Raw genomic sequence first — 16,425 nt, forward strand, 5'->3', positions numbered from 1 at the left:
ACTCAGGAGAAGAACGCAATACCCGAACAAGTTGCCTGATCCGTATCGCCAGGAAAAAAAAAGCGATTCCCACTCCTATCCAATAAATCTTGGCAAGAATATCCAACAGAAAAAGAGGTTTTTTTTTCGATCGGGCTCCCGATTTCGACATCCATATATGTTCCTAAGTCGACCTGTGGAATATGATTGGAAATCATTTCCGTCTTGGGTAATTCAATAAAAATACCCACAGGAGCTAATAAGGAAAATACAACCATTCCAATCAGATAGATCCGGTTCCATTGAAAAAAAGTAAGTTTTCTAAAAATCAGTTTGTAGAGCACAAAACTGATAATCAATGAAATATTGACAATCAATAAGTAAATCATAATCAAAAAGTTTATAAAAGGGTATTGGTTGTTATTTATTACGTTCGATGATCGATAAGATGTCATCAAGTTCTTTGATGTCCAGCCTATTCTCTTCCAAAAAATAAGAGAGCATACGCTTGGGCGAATTATCAAAATAATTCGTTAATAACTTTCCTGTGATACCTTTCTTATATTCCTCTTTTGAAATCTTTGGTAAATATTGATGACTTTTACCAAAAGATTCATGCCTTACAAAGCCCTTTGTTTCGAGAATACGAACGATGGTCGAGACCGTGTTATAGGCCGGTTTCGGCTCCGGAAGTCGATCAATAATTTCTTTGACAAAGCCACGGCCCATCTCCCAGAGCTCTTGCATAATCTGCTCCTCGGCTTTCGTTAACTCTTTAAAATCCTCCATAACTCCTCAGGAATAAAATAAATACCAGAATAATAAATCAATACACAAGTTATAACTAAAATCATAGTTTTACAACTAATAAATTAGTTTAAAACACAAAATACTGATAATTAAACAATTAATTTAAAACAACAAGTGATATTATCATCTTTATTCGTCGAAATTCTTTTTCCTTGAAGCTTTCAATTGAGACTGTTGTTTCTTTCGATCCAGTCTTTTCAGCACACTCGAATACGGAGTTTTGGTTTTTTTACGGGGTTTTGCTGGCACAAGTGCGCCTTCCACTATACGCTTAAAGCGATCGATTGCGATTTCTTTATTACGGATCTGCGACCGATCGATATCGCACTCCAATTGCAGTATTCCTTCTTTATTGATACGGTTTGCCAACGCGTTGAAAATCATTGCTTTTTCTTCAACAGAAGCAGCTGTGGATAGCGCAACATCCCACTGCAACAATACTTTCGATGACACCTTGTTTACATGTTGTCCACCTGCTCCACCCGATCTGGAAAACTTAAACGTAAGTTCTCCTATTACTCCTTCTAAATTCATTTATTTTTAAATGCTTCTTCTATTTTTTCCATCTTTTTTAATAGAAAGCTCAATTTTTCCACTTGATCCCGTTGTACTTCGACAAGTTCTTGTTCTTTGCGGATAATGAGATGATCTATTTTCTCATGCAATTCCCTGATTTCGAGTTCAGCCTTTAAGTTGACCATATAGTCATTTCTTGCACGTTCACGATCCTTATCTTCCTGTCTGTTTTGACTCATCATAATAACTGGAGCTTGCAAAGCAGCTACGCAGGACAAAATCAGGTTCAGTAAAATAAAGGGATAAGGATCAAAGCCTTTATTATTTAACCAAAAGATATTGGCCGCAATCCAGACAATCAAAAATAAGACAAAGGAAATAATAAAGGTCCAGCTTCCGCCAAACTCAGCCACTTTATCGGCAACCCGGTCTCCTACGCTGACTGGCTCCAAATTATCTCCATCCAAACTTGCGCTGATCACTTTATTTTCCTTAAAACTGTTGATGACCTGCTGATCCAATTGACTTAACTGTCCAGACTCATCTTTCAGAAATTCGGCGATATAAGTTTCTTTGAATCGTGTCAACTCGCTTGCGGCGATATACTTGTCCTTACTAAAACCTGGATATTCCTTTTTTATCAGCTTAAAAATGGGTTGTCGGATTGAAGCCCCCAAAATACGTTGTTCCGAAGGAAATTGCTGTCCTGAAATATCACTTATAAAGTTATCCATATACCGATTTAATATCTATTTAAAGATAGTGCTTTTTAACCAATCAAAAAATTCACAAAACTATGGCAATTGGTTTTTGTTATTTTACGCATAAATAGACGAAATTTGCAACACAAAATTCAGGAAAAAGCATCTTCAATTTACCTTGTTATCATAAAGTAAAATAAGAGGGCAATTGTCAAGCTAAAGAACTTCGTCGGTGCCACATGAATGAATAGCGTTTGTATGTAATGGACATTGCGAGTCTTGAACAACGACAATCAAAGTACTAACACGAGGTTCCCGGGAGCCTTTTAACAAAAAATAAACAGCGTTTATAACGGGATGCCGTTAAAATATGCGCTCAGACATAATTACGCAGATGAAAATAGGAATTGTTTGTTATCCCACCTTTGGTGGAAGTGGTGTAGTTGCAACCGAACTAGGAAAGGCCTTGGCCGCAAATGGACATGAGATTCATTTTATAACCTATCGACAACCTGCACGTCTGGATTTCTTTTCTGAAAACCTATACTATCATGAGGTAGCTGTTTCGCAGTATCCTCTTTTTGATTTTCTACCCTATGAATCTGCGTTAGCCAGCAAACTGGTTGATGTTGTTCGCTTCGAAAAGTTGGATTTGATCCACGTCCACTATGCCATTCCACATGCATCAGCGGCATTTATGGCCAAACAGATCTTACTCACTACCTACGGCATTAATATTCCTGTCGTGACGACTTTACACGGGACAGATATTACATTGGTTGGCAAAGACAAGAGTTTTAGTCCGGTCGTAACATTCTCCATCAATCAGTCCGATGGCGTAACCGCTGTATCACAGAATCTGAAAGATCAGACGCTTCAATATTTTGATATTACGCGCGATATCAAAGTGATTCCCAACTTTATTGACCTCGACAGATTTAGCAATAAAGATCGGTCACATTTCAAAAAAGCCATTGCCCCCGGCAATGAGCGTATATTAGTCCATACGTCCAACTTTAGAAAAGTCAAAAATACAGAAGATGTCATCCGTATTTTTAAGAAAGTACATGATGTTATCCCTTCCAAATTATTGATGGTAGGCGACGGTCCTGAGCGTCGAAATGCAGAAGAGCTATCCAGAGAACTTGATGTCTGCAAGGACGTCCGTTTCTTGGGGAAACAGGATGCAGTGGAAGAAATATTGTCTGTATCAGATCTTTTTCTGATGCCTTCAAGTTCGGAAAGTTTCGGTCTTGCGGCTTTAGAAGCCATGGCTTGCCAAGTGCCAGTTATCTCTTCCAATACTGGAGGGTTACCTGAGCTGAATGAAAACGGCGTCACTGGATTTCTCAGTGCTGTTGGTGATGTTGAAGATATGGCAAAGAATGCGATTTATATCTTGGAAGATGGAGAGCGCTTAGAAAAATTTAAGGAAGCGGCATTAAATCATGCGAAAAAATTCCAATTGTCCAATATTATGCCTTTATATGAACAGTATTACGGAGAAGTCATTAATCAAACAATAAAAGCACAATAAATATTATTTTAGGCTTAAGGGATAAAAAAAATATTTTATCTTTGACCTTTGGAAAATTTCCAAAAAAAACAATTATGAAATACAAACGTATCTTATTAAAACTTAGCGGTGAATCCTTAATGGGTGACCAAAGCTACGGTATCGATATTAACCGTGTATCACAATACGCTAATGATATCAAAGAACTTCACGATCAAGGTTTAGAAATTGCAATTGTTATCGGTGGCGGTAATATATATCGTGGTCTAAGCGCCGAAAAATCAGGCATGGACCGTGTTCAAGCAGACTATATGGGCATGCTTGCCACAGTCATCAACAGCATGGCACTTCAAGATGCGCTTGAGAAAGTTGGGAAAAAGACACGTTTGCTTACTGCGATCAAAATGGAGCAAATCTGCGAACCATTTATTCGCAGAAGAGCTGTACGCCATTTGGAAAAAGGCCGTATTGTTATTTTCGGAGCTGGTACAGGAAACCCTTATTTCACAACGGATACCGCTGCATCTTTGCGTGCAATCGAAATCAATGCGGATGCCGTATTGAAAGGAACCCGTGTGGATGGTATTTACACCGCAGATCCTGAAAAAGATCCTACTGCAACAAAATTTGAAGAAATATCATTCACAGAGGTTTATGAGAAAGGATTAAATGTTATGGATATGACAGCCTTTACCCTTTGTCAAGAAAACAAATTACCGATCATCGTATTTGATATGAACAAACCAGGCAACTTATTGAAACTTGCTAATGGTGAACATGTAGGAACTGTGGTTAAATAATTTAAATCTGTAAAAAACGTAATCTTATATGAACGAACTAATTTCAATTGAATTGGACGATTGTAAAGACAAGATGTCCAAAGCAGTTGCTCACACCGAATCCGAATTAACTAAAATTCGTGCGGGTAAAGCTTCTCCATCGATGTTAGATGGAATTTCAGTAGACTATTATGGTAGCGCCACTCCACTTTCACAAGTGGCCAACATCAATACAACTGATGCACGGACTATTGTTATCCAACCTTGGGAAAAATCGCTCATCAACGCAATTGAAAAAGCTATCACTGACGCTAACCTAGGAATCAACCCACAGAATGACGGTATCGTTATTCGTCTGAATATTCCTCCTTTAACAGAAGAAAGAAGACGTGATTTGGTTAAGAAAGTAAAAGAAGAAACTGAAAGAGGCCGTATTGGTGTACGTAATATCCGTAAAGATGTCAACGAATCCATCAAAAAATTAAAAAATGACGGCGCTTCTGAAGATGAAATCAAAACTGCTGAAGGTGAAGTTCAAAAATTAACAGATGCATTCATTGTAAAAGTTGATAAATTGGCTGAACTGAAAGAAAAAGATATCATGACTGTTTAAGTTTTCCTAATTGAATAGAAAAAAGGTCTGAAAAATATTCAGACCTTTTTTATTGGTGTGAAGAACTCCGCACTCCTCCCCTAAAAAGAACTCTTCCCAACCTACAAGACATTGACCTTCCAAAAATTTTATGGGTTAAGATTCAGCATACACTTCAAAAATATTCCCTGTTGTACCATTGGTTTCTGAACAAATAATTGTACATTGTACACTAACAAGTAATCAATTATATGATGAACAATTCTCGTCGTCAATTTTTAAAGCAAGCTGGAATAGGTCTTTCGGCAGCTTATCTGGTGCCCAACTTTATATCTTGTCAAAATAAAGCCGGTGCAATCAGCGACAATCCATTACAGAATATAGGCGTACAGCTGTATTCCATTCGCGATTTAATGGATAAAGATCCGAAAGGATCTTTGGAACAAATTGCCAAAATTGGGTATAAACATGTTGAGCTGTATGGGATAGACGCCACAGCCAAGCAGTTCTGGAAATTGCCTTACAAAGAGTTGAAGAAAATATTGGATGATAACGGTCTAAAAACACATTCAGGCCATTACGATATGTCCAAATACCTCAGTAAAGCGCATACCGACAAAGAAGATCTTGCGGCTTATTTTGATGCAGCAAAAGAACTTGGCCAAGAATATGTAATTGCTCCTGTAACACCGATGTTTGATCTGAATGCATTGAAAAAAGATGATTATCTCTATGCTGCCGAGCAATTGAATAAAGCTGGTGAACAGGCTAAAAAATTGGGTCTAAAAGTTGCCTACCACAACCATTTCTGGGAATTTAGGGATCTGGGCAATAATACGACCGGTGAAGAGGTGATGTTAGCATTCACTGAACCTGATTTGGTCGATTTTGAATTAGACCTTTTCTGGGCAGAGAAAGCGGGTAAAAACCCGATAGCCTTGTTTGAAAAATTCCCCAACCGTTTTAAACTCTGGCATGTCAAAGATATGGATAAAACAAAATCCAATCCCATTGAATGGCCCAAAGATGGAAAATTGCCGATTGAGCAAATCTTCAATGACATCAAGTATACCGAAGTGGGGACCGGAAGCATCAACTTCCTTGAAATCGTCAAAGAAAAGAATAAAGCCGGACTTAAATATGCATTTGTCGAGCAAGACAATATCTATATGCCAAATAAGATCGAAAGTCTCAAAAAAAGTTACGATTATGTTCAGGCAAATCTTACAAAATAAAAAAAGAGGCTGTCTCAAAAAGGCAGTCTCTTTTTTTTCATTATCTAAGGTTTATTATTTGTTTTAACGGTTTGATTTTCATATATTTATAGTGTAAACAAAAAGGATATATGCCATCTCAAAGACCTACTTTTAAGCCTTACTATCAGGACCAGATCATGGCCATTCCTCCAACTTTGGACGAACTGGTGGCCAAAGGTCATCCGGTACGTATCGTTAACGATGTAATCAACCGGATCAACATCCAGTCCCTATTGGACGCTTATAAGATAAAAGGCTGCTCCAGTTATCATCCGCAGATGTTGTTGAAAGTTTTGGTGTTTGGCTACGTAAGCAATGTCTACAGCAGTCGCAAATTGGAAACGGCGTGCCGGGAGAACATCAATTTCATGTGGCTGAGCGGCATGAGCTATCCCGACCACAATACCATCAACAGATTTCGAGGCGTTCGTTTGAAAGAAGCACTTCGTAGTGTATTTGAAGAAGTTGTCAAACTCCTGTCCGAAGAAGGTCTGCTGAGTATAGAAGATGTTTACACCGATGGCACCAAGATTGAAGCCAATGCTAACAAATACACCTTTGTCTGGAAAAAAGCTATCCAGACCAATAAGGAGAAGATGAAAGCTGCCTTAAAAGATATTTGGGAATACGCCCAAAGTATCGCCAAAGCAGAGGACAACCTTCCGGAACCTCCCGATCTGACAACAATTGACCGCGAAAAAGTTCAGGCTACGGTCGATAACCTGAACCGGGTCTTGTCCGATAAACCTTCGGTAAGCAAGAAGATGAGGGCAAAGTTGCGCTATGCGACTAAAAACTACCCGGCCAAGATTGTTCAATATGAAGAGCAGGAAGTAACGCTTGGAGATAGAAATAGTTATAGCAAGACAGATCCCGATGCTACTTTTATGCGCATGAAAGAGGATCATATGAAAAATGGCCAGCTCAAACCAGGTTATAACATTCAGATATCTACTTCCAATCAATACATCGTCAATTACACCATACATCCCAACCCCACAGATACCACAACGCTACCCGGTCATCTGGCACAACATGAGGCGAGCTTTGGGGAAATACTGAAAACCATTACCGCAGATGCTGGCTATGGCAGCCAGGAGAACTATGCGTTACTAGAAGGGAAAAACATTGGGGCCTATGTGAAATATGGTATGTTTGACAAGGAGCAGAAAAAGAGTTATTCGGGCAAGAAGCCATTCTCCGTTGATAAACTACATTATAACCCTGCAAAAGATTGCTATATCTGTCCAATGGGACAGGAAATGAACTGCATAGGTCTATTTACACAAAAGACCTCCACAGGTTTCGAGCAAAAAATAAAAAGATATCAGGCAAAAAACTGCACAAACTGCCCATTGAACGGTGCTTGCCACAAATCACAGGGCAATAGAATCATCCAGATAAATGAACAGCTTGAGGCTTATAAAGATAGAGCATACGGATTGCTTAACAGCGATGTCGGTATAGCCAAAAGAAAACAGCGATGTCACGATGTCGAACCAGTCTTTGGAAACATAAAACAGAACCACGGGTTCCGAAGATTTATGCTCCGCGGTAAGGAAAAAGTGTCCATAGAATGGGGGTTATTGGCTATAGCGCAAAATCTAAGGAAAAAAGCAGCTTAAAAAGCTACTTTTTGTTCTTTTTCTTCCCAAATGAACAGTTCTGTGAAATAATCAACAAACAACTCACAAATCTATCGCATAGCCATATTTAATAAAAAAGCTGCCTCAATAAATTTGAGACAGCTTCTTTTTTTATTTTGTAAGATTGTCAGCTTAGAATTCGGTATCTTCGACCTCTACTGCGGTCTCGATTACTTTTCTCGCCAACTCTTCTTTAAATTCGATGATATTCTTGCTGATTGTTTCATCATGTGTACCCAGAATCTGAGCTGCCAATATACCTGCATTCTTCGCCGCATTTAAAGCGACAGTTGCTACAGGAATACCATTGGGCATCTGAAGGATAGAAAGTACCGAGTCCCATCCATCAATGGAATTTGATGATTTTACAGGTACGCCTATTACAGGTAAATGTGTAATTGAAGCGACCATTCCAGGCAAATGCGCCGCACCACCCGCTCCAGCAATAATAACTTTCAAACCATGAAATGCTGCATTTTTGGCATAATCAAACATACGTTGTGGTGTACGATGTGCTGAGACGATCGTTACCTCAAATTCCACCCCAAGGGTTTTGAGCACATCTATCGCATCCTGCATAACAGGAAGATCTGATTTGCTTCCCATGATAATGCCTACCTGGGCCTTATTATTGACTGACATAGTATTGTTTAAGCTTTAACTTTTAATATTTCTTGTACTTTTCTTGCATTGGAGATCGCTTTCTCCCGGTCATCATTGATAATACAAACATGGCCCATCTTACGGAATGGCTTCGTATATTTCTTTCCATATAAATGGATATATACGCCTTCCATTGCCAACACCTCTTCTACACCCTCGTATTTGGCCAATCCTTCATAGCCAGGTTCACCTAACAGGTTAATCATAACGGCGTTCGTTCTGCATCTGGTATCACCTAACGGTAGATTGAAGATAGCTCTTAAATGCTGTGCAAATTGCGACACATAATTACCCTCTATGGTCTGGTGACCACTATTATGCGGACGCGGAGCCAATTCATTGACCAGAATATCACCATTTTTCGTTAGGAACATCTCTACAGCCAATATACCCACGATCTGCAGATCATCGGCAATCTTTTTTGCTATAGCCTCTGCGCGTTGTTGGATCTCTACACCATACAAAGACGGCGCAATCAAAAATTCCACCAAGTTAGCCTGAGGATTAAATTCCATCTCTACCATTGGAAATGTAGACACCTCACCTTTATCATTCCGGGCAACAATGACCGCAATTTCTTTTTCAAAATCTACCCATTCTTCAATTAAGCTGGGTTCTTCGAAAGCATCTTGTATATCTTGTTGGTTAACAACCTTCTTTACCCCTTTCCCATCATATCCATCCTTACGCAATTTCTGGATATAGGGTAAGTTTAACGAGGCATTCACTAAATTATCTTTATTGGATATCAATTGAAATGCCGAAGTGGGGATATCATTTTGTTTAAAAAATTGCTTTTGCAGACCTTTATCTTGAATCAGACGAATGATACGTGATTGTGGGTACACGATAACGCCCTCGCCTTCCAGTTTCTCTAAAGCATCTACATTCACCTTCTCAATCTCGATCGTGATCATGTCCAAATCCTTACCGAAATTATAGACCGTTTCAAAATCGCCCAATGAACCACATTCAAATTTATTGCACAACTTGCGACAAGGAGCATTCTTATCCGGGTCCAATACATGAACATTTACATTGTAATTAATGGCTTCCTGGATGAGCATTCTTCCCAGTTGACCACCGCCAAGAATACCCAATTGCAATTCACCATAAAAATCTTTTGCCATAATTGATTTAAAATCTTATAAAATTTATCTTTTAAGCTTTTCCGCTGAACAATTGCTCACCCAACAAGCTTTCTTTGTCTATCTTTTTTTGCAACTCAATAAAAGCACCAATTAATGCCTCGGGACGTGGCGGACAGCCCTGGACATAAACATCCACAGGGATCACTCGATCTACCCCTTTGACCACATGATAACCATGCTGCCAATATGGACCGCCACAGTTGGAGCAAGAGCCCATCGAGATAACATATTTAGGATCGGGCATCTGTTCATATAGTTTCTTGATACGATCGGCCATCTTAAAAGTAACCGTTCCAGCAATAATGATCACGTCGGATTGCCGTGGAGAAGGCCTTGGGAATACGCCCATCCGGTCTAAATCATACGTTGAAGCCATTGCCCCCATCATTTCAATGGCACAGCAAGCAATACCAAAGCTCATGGGCCACATTGAAGACAACCTTGCCCAATTCAGCAAATCATCTAATTTGGCAACAATAACACCATTATTCTGCAATTGACTATCTAAACTCATGCTTACTCAGGTTTTTTAAATCGAGGTTTAAAGGCTGGTTTCGGCGTCGACACGTGTTCATCTGTCGTCGTTTTGTGCGCGACAGCATCTTCTACAATCCGTGCATAATCACGCACCTGATACGTCCTACTATTCAGGCTTGCATAGGCACTATCCGGGATAGCCACAGGAACTTTAGGTAAGGACACATTCGGTTTAACCCATTCCAAATCGCCCTTTTTCCAGACAAAAACCAATCCTAAAATTAAAATGCCAATGAACATAGCCATTTCAATCATGGTAAACCACCCCCATCTTCCATCTGCCGCAATATATTCGGACTGTCCAAATACAGTGGCCCATGGAAAAATAAAAATAAGCTCTACATCAAAAAGTAAAAATACAAGGGCAATAACATAGAACCGTGGATTAAACTGAACCCAAGAAGAACCAATGGGATCCTCTCCACATTCGTAAGTACCAGATTTGATGGGATTATTCTTTTTCGGAGAGATTAAACGTGCTAGAAAAATGGTCGCACAGACTAACAGCGCCCCTATCAGCAGAATGATAAGGATTTTGCCGTATTCCGATAATTGCGCGGGGTCATCCATAATAATTACAAATTTAACAAATATTTCGTTTACTCGGGTGAGGAACTTGAAATTACGAATTATTTCTTTAAAAACAGTTCGAATTTTAAGGCACTAATGCCCCGTATCCGGTCTGCAAGCAGTCCCCAATTCATCTGGTGCAGCACTTAGCAGCAACCGAAAATTAATCGAAAGAGCAATGCCATGTTCAAAACCTTCATGACTTTGCAGACACCAACAGCAATGAAAGCGGACTGAAGGTTCTTTCTGGCCAATAAGATCAGACATTTTCAGAAAAAAAAAGAGAAGCTGTCTCAAATTTATTGAGGCAGCTTTTTTATTAAATATGGCTATGCGATAGATTTGTGAGTTGTTTGTTGATTATTTCACAGAACTGTTCATTTGGGAAGAAAAAGAACAAAAAGTAGCTTTTTAAGCTGCTTTTTTCCTTAGATTTTGCGCTATAGCCAATAACCCCCATTCTATGGACACTTTTTCCTTACCGCGGAGCATAAATCTTCGGAACCCGTGGTTCTGTTTTATGTTTCCAAAGACTGGTTCGACATCGTGACATCGCTGTTTTCTTTTGGCTATACCGACATCGCTGTTAAGCAATCCGTATGCTCTATCTTTATAAGCCTCAAGCTGTTCATTTATCTGGATGATTCTATTGCCCTGTGATTTGTGGCAAGCACCGTTCAATGGGCAGTTTGTGCAGTTTTTTGCCTGATATCTTTTTATTTTTTGCTCGAAACCTGTGGAGGTCTTTTGTGTAAATAGACCTATGCAGTTCATTTCCTGTCCCATTGGACAGATATAGCAATCTTTTGCAGGGTTATAATGTAGTTTATCAACGGAGAATGGCTTCTTGCCCGAATAACTCTTTTTCTGCTCCTTGTCAAACATACCATATTTCACATAGGCCCCAATGTTTTTCCCTTCTAGTAACGCATAGTTCTCCTGGCTGCCATAGCCAGCATCTGCGGTAATGGTTTTCAGTATTTCCCCAAAGCTCGCCTCATGTTGTGCCAGATGACCGGGTAGCGTTGTGGTATCTGTGGGGTTGGGATGTATGGTGTAATTGACGATGTATTGATTGGAAGTAGATATCTGAATGTTATAACCTGGTTTGAGCTGGCCATTTTTCATATGATCCTCTTTCATGCGCATAAAAGTAGCATCGGGATCTGTCTTGCTATAACTATTTCTATCTCCAAGCGTTACTTCCTGCTCTTCATATTGAACAATCTTGGCCGGGTAGTTTTTAGTCGCATAGCGCAACTTTGCCCTCATCTTCTTGCTTACCGAAGGTTTATCGGACAAGACCCGGTTCAGGTTATCGACCGTAGCCTGAACTTTTTCGCGGTCAATTGTTGTCAGATCGGGAGGTTCCGGAAGGTTGTCCTCTGCTTTGGCGATACTTTGGGCGTATTCCCAAATATCTTTTAAGGCAGCTTTCATCTTCTCCTTATTGGTCTGGATAGCTTTTTTCCAGACAAAGGTGTATTTGTTAGCATTGGCTTCAATCTTGGTGCCATCGGTGTAAACATCTTCTATACTCAGCAGACCTTCTTCGGATAGGAGTTTGACAACTTCTTCAAATACACTACGAAGTGCTTCTTTCAAACGAACGCCTCGAAATCTGTTGATGGTATTGTGATCGGGATAGCTCATGCCGCTCAGCCACATGAAATTGATGTTCTCCCGGCACGCCGTTTCCAATTTGCGACTGCTGTAGACATTGCTTACGTAGCCAAACACCAAAACTTTCAACAACATCTGCGGATGATAACTGGAGCAGCCTTTTATCTTATAAGCGTCCAATAGGGACTGGATGTTGATCCGGTTGATTACATCGTTAACGATACGTACCGGATGACCTTTGGACACCAGTTCGTCCAAAGTTGGAGGAATGGCCATGATCTGGTCCTGATAGTAAGGCTTAAAAGTAGCTCTTTGAGATGGCATATATCCTTTTTGTTTACACTATAAATATATGAAAATCAAACCGTTAAAACAAATAATAAACCTTAGATAATGCAAAAAAAGAGACTGCCTTTTTGAGACAGCCTCTTCTTATGATGTAACTATTCTCTAAAAATTACATTTTTCCTGGCATTTTGGGCATATTACGCATCAATTTAGCCGCCATCGCCGGATTAGACATCTGCTTCATGACTTTACGCATATCACCAAATTGTTTCAATAACTTATTCACTTCATTAATATCAGTACCTGATCCCTTGGCAATACGTAAACGACGTTTTTGATCAATGACATCTGGGTTTTCGCGTTCAAAAGGTGTCATGGAATCGATAATCGCTTCGATGGGTTTGAAAGCATTGTCATCGACTTCAATATCTTTCATTGCTTTCCCAACGCCAGGGATCATTCCCATGAGGTCTTTCATATTACCCATTTTCTTGATTTGTTGAATCTGGGATTTAAAATCGTTGAAATCGAATTTATTCTTACGGATTTTCTTTTGGAGCTCTGCGGCTTGCTTCTCGTCAAACTGTTGCTGTGCACGTTCCACTAAGGATACCACGTCACCCATACCCAAAATACGAGAGGCCATACGATCAGGGTGGAATACATCCAATGCATCCATCTTTTCACCTGTACCAATAAACTTGATAGGCTTATTAACGACAGATTTAATCGATAAAGCTGCACCACCGCGTGTATCACCATCCAACTTAGTCAATACTACACCTGTAAAGTCCAGACGGTCGTTGAACGTCTTAGCTGTATTCACGGCATCTTGACCAGTCATTGAATCCACAACAAATAGGATTTCGTCTGGCTTTGTCGCCTCTTTAACTGCTGTAATCTCCACCATTAAAGGCTCATCGATGGCCAAACGACCGGCTGTATCGATGATTACGACATTATTTCCATTGCGTTTTGCTTCTTCCACACCGGCTTTGGCAATCGCAATAGGATCGTTAGATTCACGATTCACATACACTGGTACGCCCACTTGTTCGGCAAGCACTTCCAATTGATCGATCGCTGCAGGGCGGTAAACGTCACCAGCCACCAACAATGGTTTTTTATTCTTTTTATCTTTAAGGTACAAGGCCAACTTACCGGAGAAAGTTGTTTTACCAGCACCATTCAAACCCGCAATTAGAATGACTGTTGGATTTTTTCCAGTCTCAAGCTCCGTAACAGATCCGCCCATCAAAGCTGTCAACTCATCGTTCATGATCTTCGTCAACAATTGGCCCGGGGAAATACTTGTCAGTACATTTTCGCCTAAAGCTTTTTGTTTAACATCGTCGGTAAAAGTTTTGGCAGTTTTATAATTCACATCGGCATCCAACAACGCTTTGCGAATTTCTTTCATCGTTTCTGCAACGTTGATCTCGGTAATACTACCCTGTCCTTTTAATACTTTAAAGGCCCTATCTAACTTATCTTGAAGATTTGAAAACATAAAATCTGAATCTTATTCTATATAAACAGCAAAGTTAAAAAAATTGTCTATAGTAACCTCATTAACACCCCATAAAAAATGCGACTATGAAAAATAATCGCATTTTTGTAGGATAAAGTTACAATATCCGTATTTAATCACTTCTACGGCCACCGAATAAAATAGACGCATAATACAAAAGTGTTACCAACGCACTTAACGCCGCTACGACATAAGTCATCGCTGCCCATTTCAAAGCATCTTTCGCACCGTCATGTTCTTCGCCATTATAGGTTACACCAGCATGGTTTAACCATTCCAGTGCGCGGTTCGACGCATCAAACTCTACGGGCAAGGTGATAAAAGAAAACAGGGTCGTAATAGCCAAAGCCCCCACTCCAACAGCTAAAAGCCAGGGGTTACCCCCTTTGGAAAAAGCAAATAGCATAACACCCAGCATCAATACCCATGATGTCATTTTAGAGGCCACATTTACCATCGGAACCATTGCCGAACGGAATCCCAACCATTTATAGGCTTTGGCGTGCTGTACAGCATGGCCACATTCGTGCGCCGCTACTGCTGCAGCTGCAACACTGCGGCCACTGTAAACTTCAGGACTTAAATTTACGGTTTTATCTGACGGATTATAGTGATCTCCCAAGCGATCTGGAATAGACACTACCTTTACATCATATATACCGTTATCATTTAACATTTTTTGCGCAATCTCAGCTCCAGACATCCCATTGCTCAAAGGTATTTCGGCGTATTTCTTAAATTTGTTTTTGAATCTTGTTTGGACAATCAGGCTTACCACCATTATTCCAATAAATAAAATCAAGTACATAGCTATTCAATCGTTTTATTTTATTATATGACTATCAAACCTTATTCCAATCGTCGAAAAAAGGTATATGCATGAATTTCTAAGATAAAAAAAGTCTTTGACCTGACAAAAAGAACAGGTTCTTCTGATCTCCACATGACATAATTGCCAGATCATTTGGGCAGATAACTCCATTATCAGCTTCGTACAGTGAAGCACCTGCGCTATTTAACAAGAATCCAAGATGTAGTCTCATCGGTGAGTATTGGAGATGCGTTTTATTTCAAGTTCGATCAGGGAGCTTATTATTGAAGCAAATGGCTTTTGAAAACACGATGCCCAACGGATTGTAGCCTTGCTATACTATTAAGACAAAAGACGAGAAACTATAAAAGCGTCAAGACTTCCTATAGCTCCAATTAGCAATGCAAATAAAAAGGGGCATTAAAAAATGCCCCCTTTATTATAAATAGCCCATTTGCAGGGTAAGATCAGTACCTTCAATCATTTTACGTAAATTGCTCAATGCGTAGCGCATCCTCCCTAAAGCAGTATTGATACTTACTTCGGTTATCTCCGCAATATCTTTAAAACTCATATCACAAAAGTGACGCATAATAAGCACTTCTTTTTGATCGTCCGGAAGCTTTTGAATCATTTTTTTAAGGTCGACATCAACCTGCTGTTTGAGCATTTTTGACTCTGCGCTTTCATCACTAAATTCGAGCACCTCAAAAATATCAAACCCGTCGGCATTCACAATATTCGGAGCACGTTTTGCTTTTCTAAAAAAGTCAACGATCATATTGTGCGCTATACGTATAGCCCAAGGTAAAAATTTACCTTCTTCATTATATTTACCGGATTTTAAGGTGTTGATGATTTTTATGAAAGTCTCCTGGAAAATATCTTCAGCAAGATATTCATCTTTTACTTTCATATATATGGAAGTATATATTTTCGATTTATATCGATTCAACAATGCCTCTAGACCGGACTCTTGGCCACCGACATACATTTGGATCAACTCTTGATCGCTTTTACTTTTTAAAAGTCTCATACGTCACTTACTTCTTTAGCAGTTCGCAAATAAATTATCAGTTCTGTGTTAAAATGTAAATGTTTGCCGTATAAACTATCCTTTCTTATTGTAAAACAATCAATTAATCTAAATCCAAATTACCGTAAAATAAATGAGTAATCAAATTATTACAATTTATTTTAAGATTTTTTAACATTTAAAAATAAGTTATCTACCTCATAATTCCAAAATAAAGGTTCTTCGACCACAGTACGCCCCTTCAGACAAGATGGAATAACAACCTCGAACAGCTCCAAAATAACAAGTTTTAAAGTTATTACTTCATACGGACTTTATAGGGAGCTAATAGGGACCTTATAGGGACCTCATTCGGATGAATACCTATAAAATCCGTTTAAAGTCCGTATAAGATTGTTGTTAATATCGTCTAAAAAGTTA

17 protein-coding genes are annotated in these 16,425 nt (G+C 39.3%); 5 read left to right on the top strand and 12 right to left on the bottom strand.

Translation table 11 applies throughout. From position 1 onward, the window contains the following. Positions 1–2: 2 nt before the first annotated feature. From DTA23_RS27015 to DTA23_RS02680, 4 genes are all read right to left on the bottom strand, one after another. Complete coding sequence (locus DTA23_RS27015; protein WP_172462305.1) at positions 3–368, bottom strand: hypothetical protein; 366 nt, start codon at positions 366–368, stop codon at positions 3–5. Positions 369–399: 31 nt separating this feature from the next. Then, positions 400–768, bottom strand: coding sequence for a BlaI/MecI/CopY family transcriptional regulator (locus tag DTA23_RS02670; protein WP_046672281.1), 369 nt, complete (start codon positions 766–768; stop codon positions 400–402). Between the two features lie 150 nt (positions 769–918). Continuing rightward, positions 919–1,323 (bottom strand): alternative ribosome rescue aminoacyl-tRNA hydrolase ArfB, encoded by a 405-nt coding sequence (gene arfB / locus DTA23_RS02675; protein ID WP_070566211.1) that lies wholly within the window; start codon positions 1,321–1,323, stop codon positions 919–921. Beyond that, the gene (locus tag DTA23_RS02680; RefSeq protein ID WP_112373760.1) at positions 1,320–2,039 is read right to left on the bottom strand and encodes a DUF1003 domain-containing protein; all 720 of its coding nucleotides are present in this window, start codon (positions 2,037–2,039) and stop codon (positions 1,320–1,322) included. Before DTA23_RS02680 ends, arfB begins: the two co-directional genes overlap by 4 nt. A gap of 361 nt (positions 2,040–2,400) precedes the next feature. Between DTA23_RS02680 and bshA the strand changes: the two genes are divergently transcribed. The 5 genes from bshA to DTA23_RS02705 all read left to right on the top strand — a co-directional run bounded on the left by bshA (position 2,401) and on the right by DTA23_RS02705 (position 7,774). Continuing rightward, on the top strand, positions 2,401–3,543 hold the full coding sequence (gene bshA, locus DTA23_RS02685) for an N-acetyl-alpha-D-glucosaminyl L-malate synthase BshA (RefSeq protein WP_046672291.1): 1,143 nt from the start codon (positions 2,401–2,403) through the stop codon (positions 3,541–3,543). A 74-nt stretch (positions 3,544–3,617) separates the two neighbouring features. Continuing rightward, on the top strand, positions 3,618–4,322 hold the full coding sequence (pyrH, locus tag DTA23_RS02690; protein WP_046672284.1) for a UMP kinase: 705 nt from the start codon (positions 3,618–3,620) through the stop codon (positions 4,320–4,322). Positions 4,323–4,350: 28 nt separating this feature from the next. Further along, on the top strand, positions 4,351–4,914 hold the full coding sequence (frr, locus tag DTA23_RS02695; protein ID WP_070566206.1) for a ribosome recycling factor: 564 nt from the start codon (positions 4,351–4,353) through the stop codon (positions 4,912–4,914). Positions 4,915–5,144: 230 nt separating this feature from the next. Then, on the top strand, positions 5,145–6,128 hold the full coding sequence (locus tag DTA23_RS02700; RefSeq protein WP_239468802.1) for a sugar phosphate isomerase/epimerase family protein: 984 nt from the start codon (positions 5,145–5,147) through the stop codon (positions 6,126–6,128). 110 nt (positions 6,129–6,238) lie between these two features. Then, entirely contained in the window at positions 6,239–7,774 is a 1,536-nt protein-coding gene (locus tag DTA23_RS02705; RefSeq protein WP_112373761.1) for an IS1182 family transposase, read from the top strand. A gap of 153 nt (positions 7,775–7,927) precedes the next feature. On the opposite strand, the gene purE is transcribed toward DTA23_RS02705, so the two are convergent. The 8 genes from purE to DTA23_RS02745 form a co-directional block, all read right to left on the bottom strand. Continuing rightward, the gene (gene purE, locus DTA23_RS02710; protein WP_112373762.1) at positions 7,928–8,437 is read right to left on the bottom strand and encodes a 5-(carboxyamino)imidazole ribonucleotide mutase; all 510 of its coding nucleotides are present in this window, start codon (positions 8,435–8,437) and stop codon (positions 7,928–7,930) included. 8 nt (positions 8,438–8,445) lie between these two features. Further along, a complete protein-coding gene (locus tag DTA23_RS02715; protein ID WP_112373763.1) occupies positions 8,446–9,588 on the bottom strand; it encodes a 5-(carboxyamino)imidazole ribonucleotide synthase in 1,143 nt (380 codons plus the stop codon). 31 nt (positions 9,589–9,619) lie between these two features. Next, a complete protein-coding gene (locus DTA23_RS02720; protein ID WP_046674041.1) occupies positions 9,620–10,123 on the bottom strand; it encodes an NADH-quinone oxidoreductase subunit B in 504 nt (167 codons plus the stop codon). A gap of 2 nt (positions 10,124–10,125) precedes the next feature. Continuing rightward, positions 10,126–10,716, bottom strand: a complete 591-nt coding sequence (locus DTA23_RS02725) for an NADH-quinone oxidoreductase subunit A (protein ID WP_070562335.1) — start codon at positions 10,714–10,716, stop codon at positions 10,126–10,128. Between the two features lie 411 nt (positions 10,717–11,127). Then, complete coding sequence (locus DTA23_RS02730) at positions 11,128–12,663, bottom strand: IS1182 family transposase (protein ID WP_112373764.1); 1,536 nt, start codon at positions 12,661–12,663, stop codon at positions 11,128–11,130. A gap of 133 nt (positions 12,664–12,796) precedes the next feature. Then, on the bottom strand, positions 12,797–14,137 hold the full coding sequence (ffh, locus tag DTA23_RS02735) for a signal recognition particle protein (protein ID WP_046674043.1): 1,341 nt from the start codon (positions 14,135–14,137) through the stop codon (positions 12,797–12,799). A gap of 133 nt (positions 14,138–14,270) precedes the next feature. Beyond that, a complete protein-coding gene (locus tag DTA23_RS02740; protein ID WP_112373765.1) occupies positions 14,271–14,966 on the bottom strand; it encodes a zinc metallopeptidase in 696 nt (231 codons plus the stop codon). 442 nt (positions 14,967–15,408) lie between these two features. Next, positions 15,409–16,005: an RNA polymerase sigma factor gene (locus DTA23_RS02745; protein ID WP_046674045.1), complete on the bottom strand. Its 597-nt coding sequence runs from the start codon at positions 16,003–16,005 to the stop codon at positions 15,409–15,411. Positions 16,006–16,425: the final 420 nt, after the last annotated feature.

Origin of the sequence: Sphingobacterium multivorum (genome assembly GCF_900457465.1) — a bacterium.
Taxonomy (GTDB): Bacteria; Bacteroidota; Bacteroidia; order Sphingobacteriales; family Sphingobacteriaceae; genus Sphingobacterium; species Sphingobacterium multivorum.

What these genes read in the sequence shown, in the direction of transcription:
- arfB (WP_070566211.1), bottom strand. Translation starts at nt 1,323, where the DNA reads ATGAATTTAGAAGGAGTAATAGGAGAACTTACGTTTAAGTTTTCCAGA.
- ffh (WP_046674043.1), bottom strand. Translation starts at nt 14,137, where the DNA reads ATGTTTTCAAATCTTCAAGATAAGTTAGATAGGGCCTTTAAAGTATTA.
- pyrH (WP_046672284.1), top strand. Translation starts at nt 3,618, where the DNA reads ATGAAATACAAACGTATCTTATTAAAACTTAGCGGTGAATCCTTAATG.
- purE (WP_112373762.1), bottom strand. Translation starts at nt 8,437, where the DNA reads ATGTCAGTCAATAATAAGGCCCAGGTAGGCATTATCATGGGAAGCAAA.
- DTA23_RS02680 (WP_112373760.1), bottom strand. Translation starts at nt 2,039, where the DNA reads ATGGATAACTTTATAAGTGATATTTCAGGACAGCAATTTCCTTCGGAA.
- DTA23_RS02720 (WP_046674041.1), bottom strand. Translation starts at nt 10,123, where the DNA reads ATGAGTTTAGATAGTCAATTGCAGAATAATGGTGTTATTGTTGCCAAA.
- DTA23_RS02745 (WP_046674045.1), bottom strand. Translation starts at nt 16,005, where the DNA reads ATGAGACTTTTAAAAAGTAAAAGCGATCAAGAGTTGATCCAAATGTAT.
- DTA23_RS27015 (WP_172462305.1), bottom strand. Translation starts at nt 368, where the DNA reads ATGATTTACTTATTGATTGTCAATATTTCATTGATTATCAGTTTTGTG.
- DTA23_RS02705 (WP_112373761.1), top strand. Translation starts at nt 6,239, where the DNA reads ATGCCATCTCAAAGACCTACTTTTAAGCCTTACTATCAGGACCAGATC.
- DTA23_RS02700 (WP_239468802.1), top strand. Translation starts at nt 5,145, where the DNA reads ATGATGAACAATTCTCGTCGTCAATTTTTAAAGCAAGCTGGAATAGGT.
- DTA23_RS02740 (WP_112373765.1), bottom strand. Translation starts at nt 14,966, where the DNA reads ATGTACTTGATTTTATTTATTGGAATAATGGTGGTAAGCCTGATTGTC.
- DTA23_RS02725 (WP_070562335.1), bottom strand. Translation starts at nt 10,716, where the DNA reads ATGGATGACCCCGCGCAATTATCGGAATACGGCAAAATCCTTATCATT.
- frr (WP_070566206.1), top strand. Translation starts at nt 4,351, where the DNA reads ATGAACGAACTAATTTCAATTGAATTGGACGATTGTAAAGACAAGATG.
- DTA23_RS02730 (WP_112373764.1), bottom strand. Translation starts at nt 12,663, where the DNA reads ATGCCATCTCAAAGAGCTACTTTTAAGCCTTACTATCAGGACCAGATC.
- DTA23_RS02715 (WP_112373763.1), bottom strand. Translation starts at nt 9,588, where the DNA reads ATGGCAAAAGATTTTTATGGTGAATTGCAATTGGGTATTCTTGGCGGT.
- bshA (WP_046672291.1), top strand. Translation starts at nt 2,401, where the DNA reads ATGAAAATAGGAATTGTTTGTTATCCCACCTTTGGTGGAAGTGGTGTA.
- DTA23_RS02670 (WP_046672281.1), bottom strand. Translation starts at nt 768, where the DNA reads ATGGAGGATTTTAAAGAGTTAACGAAAGCCGAGGAGCAGATTATGCAA.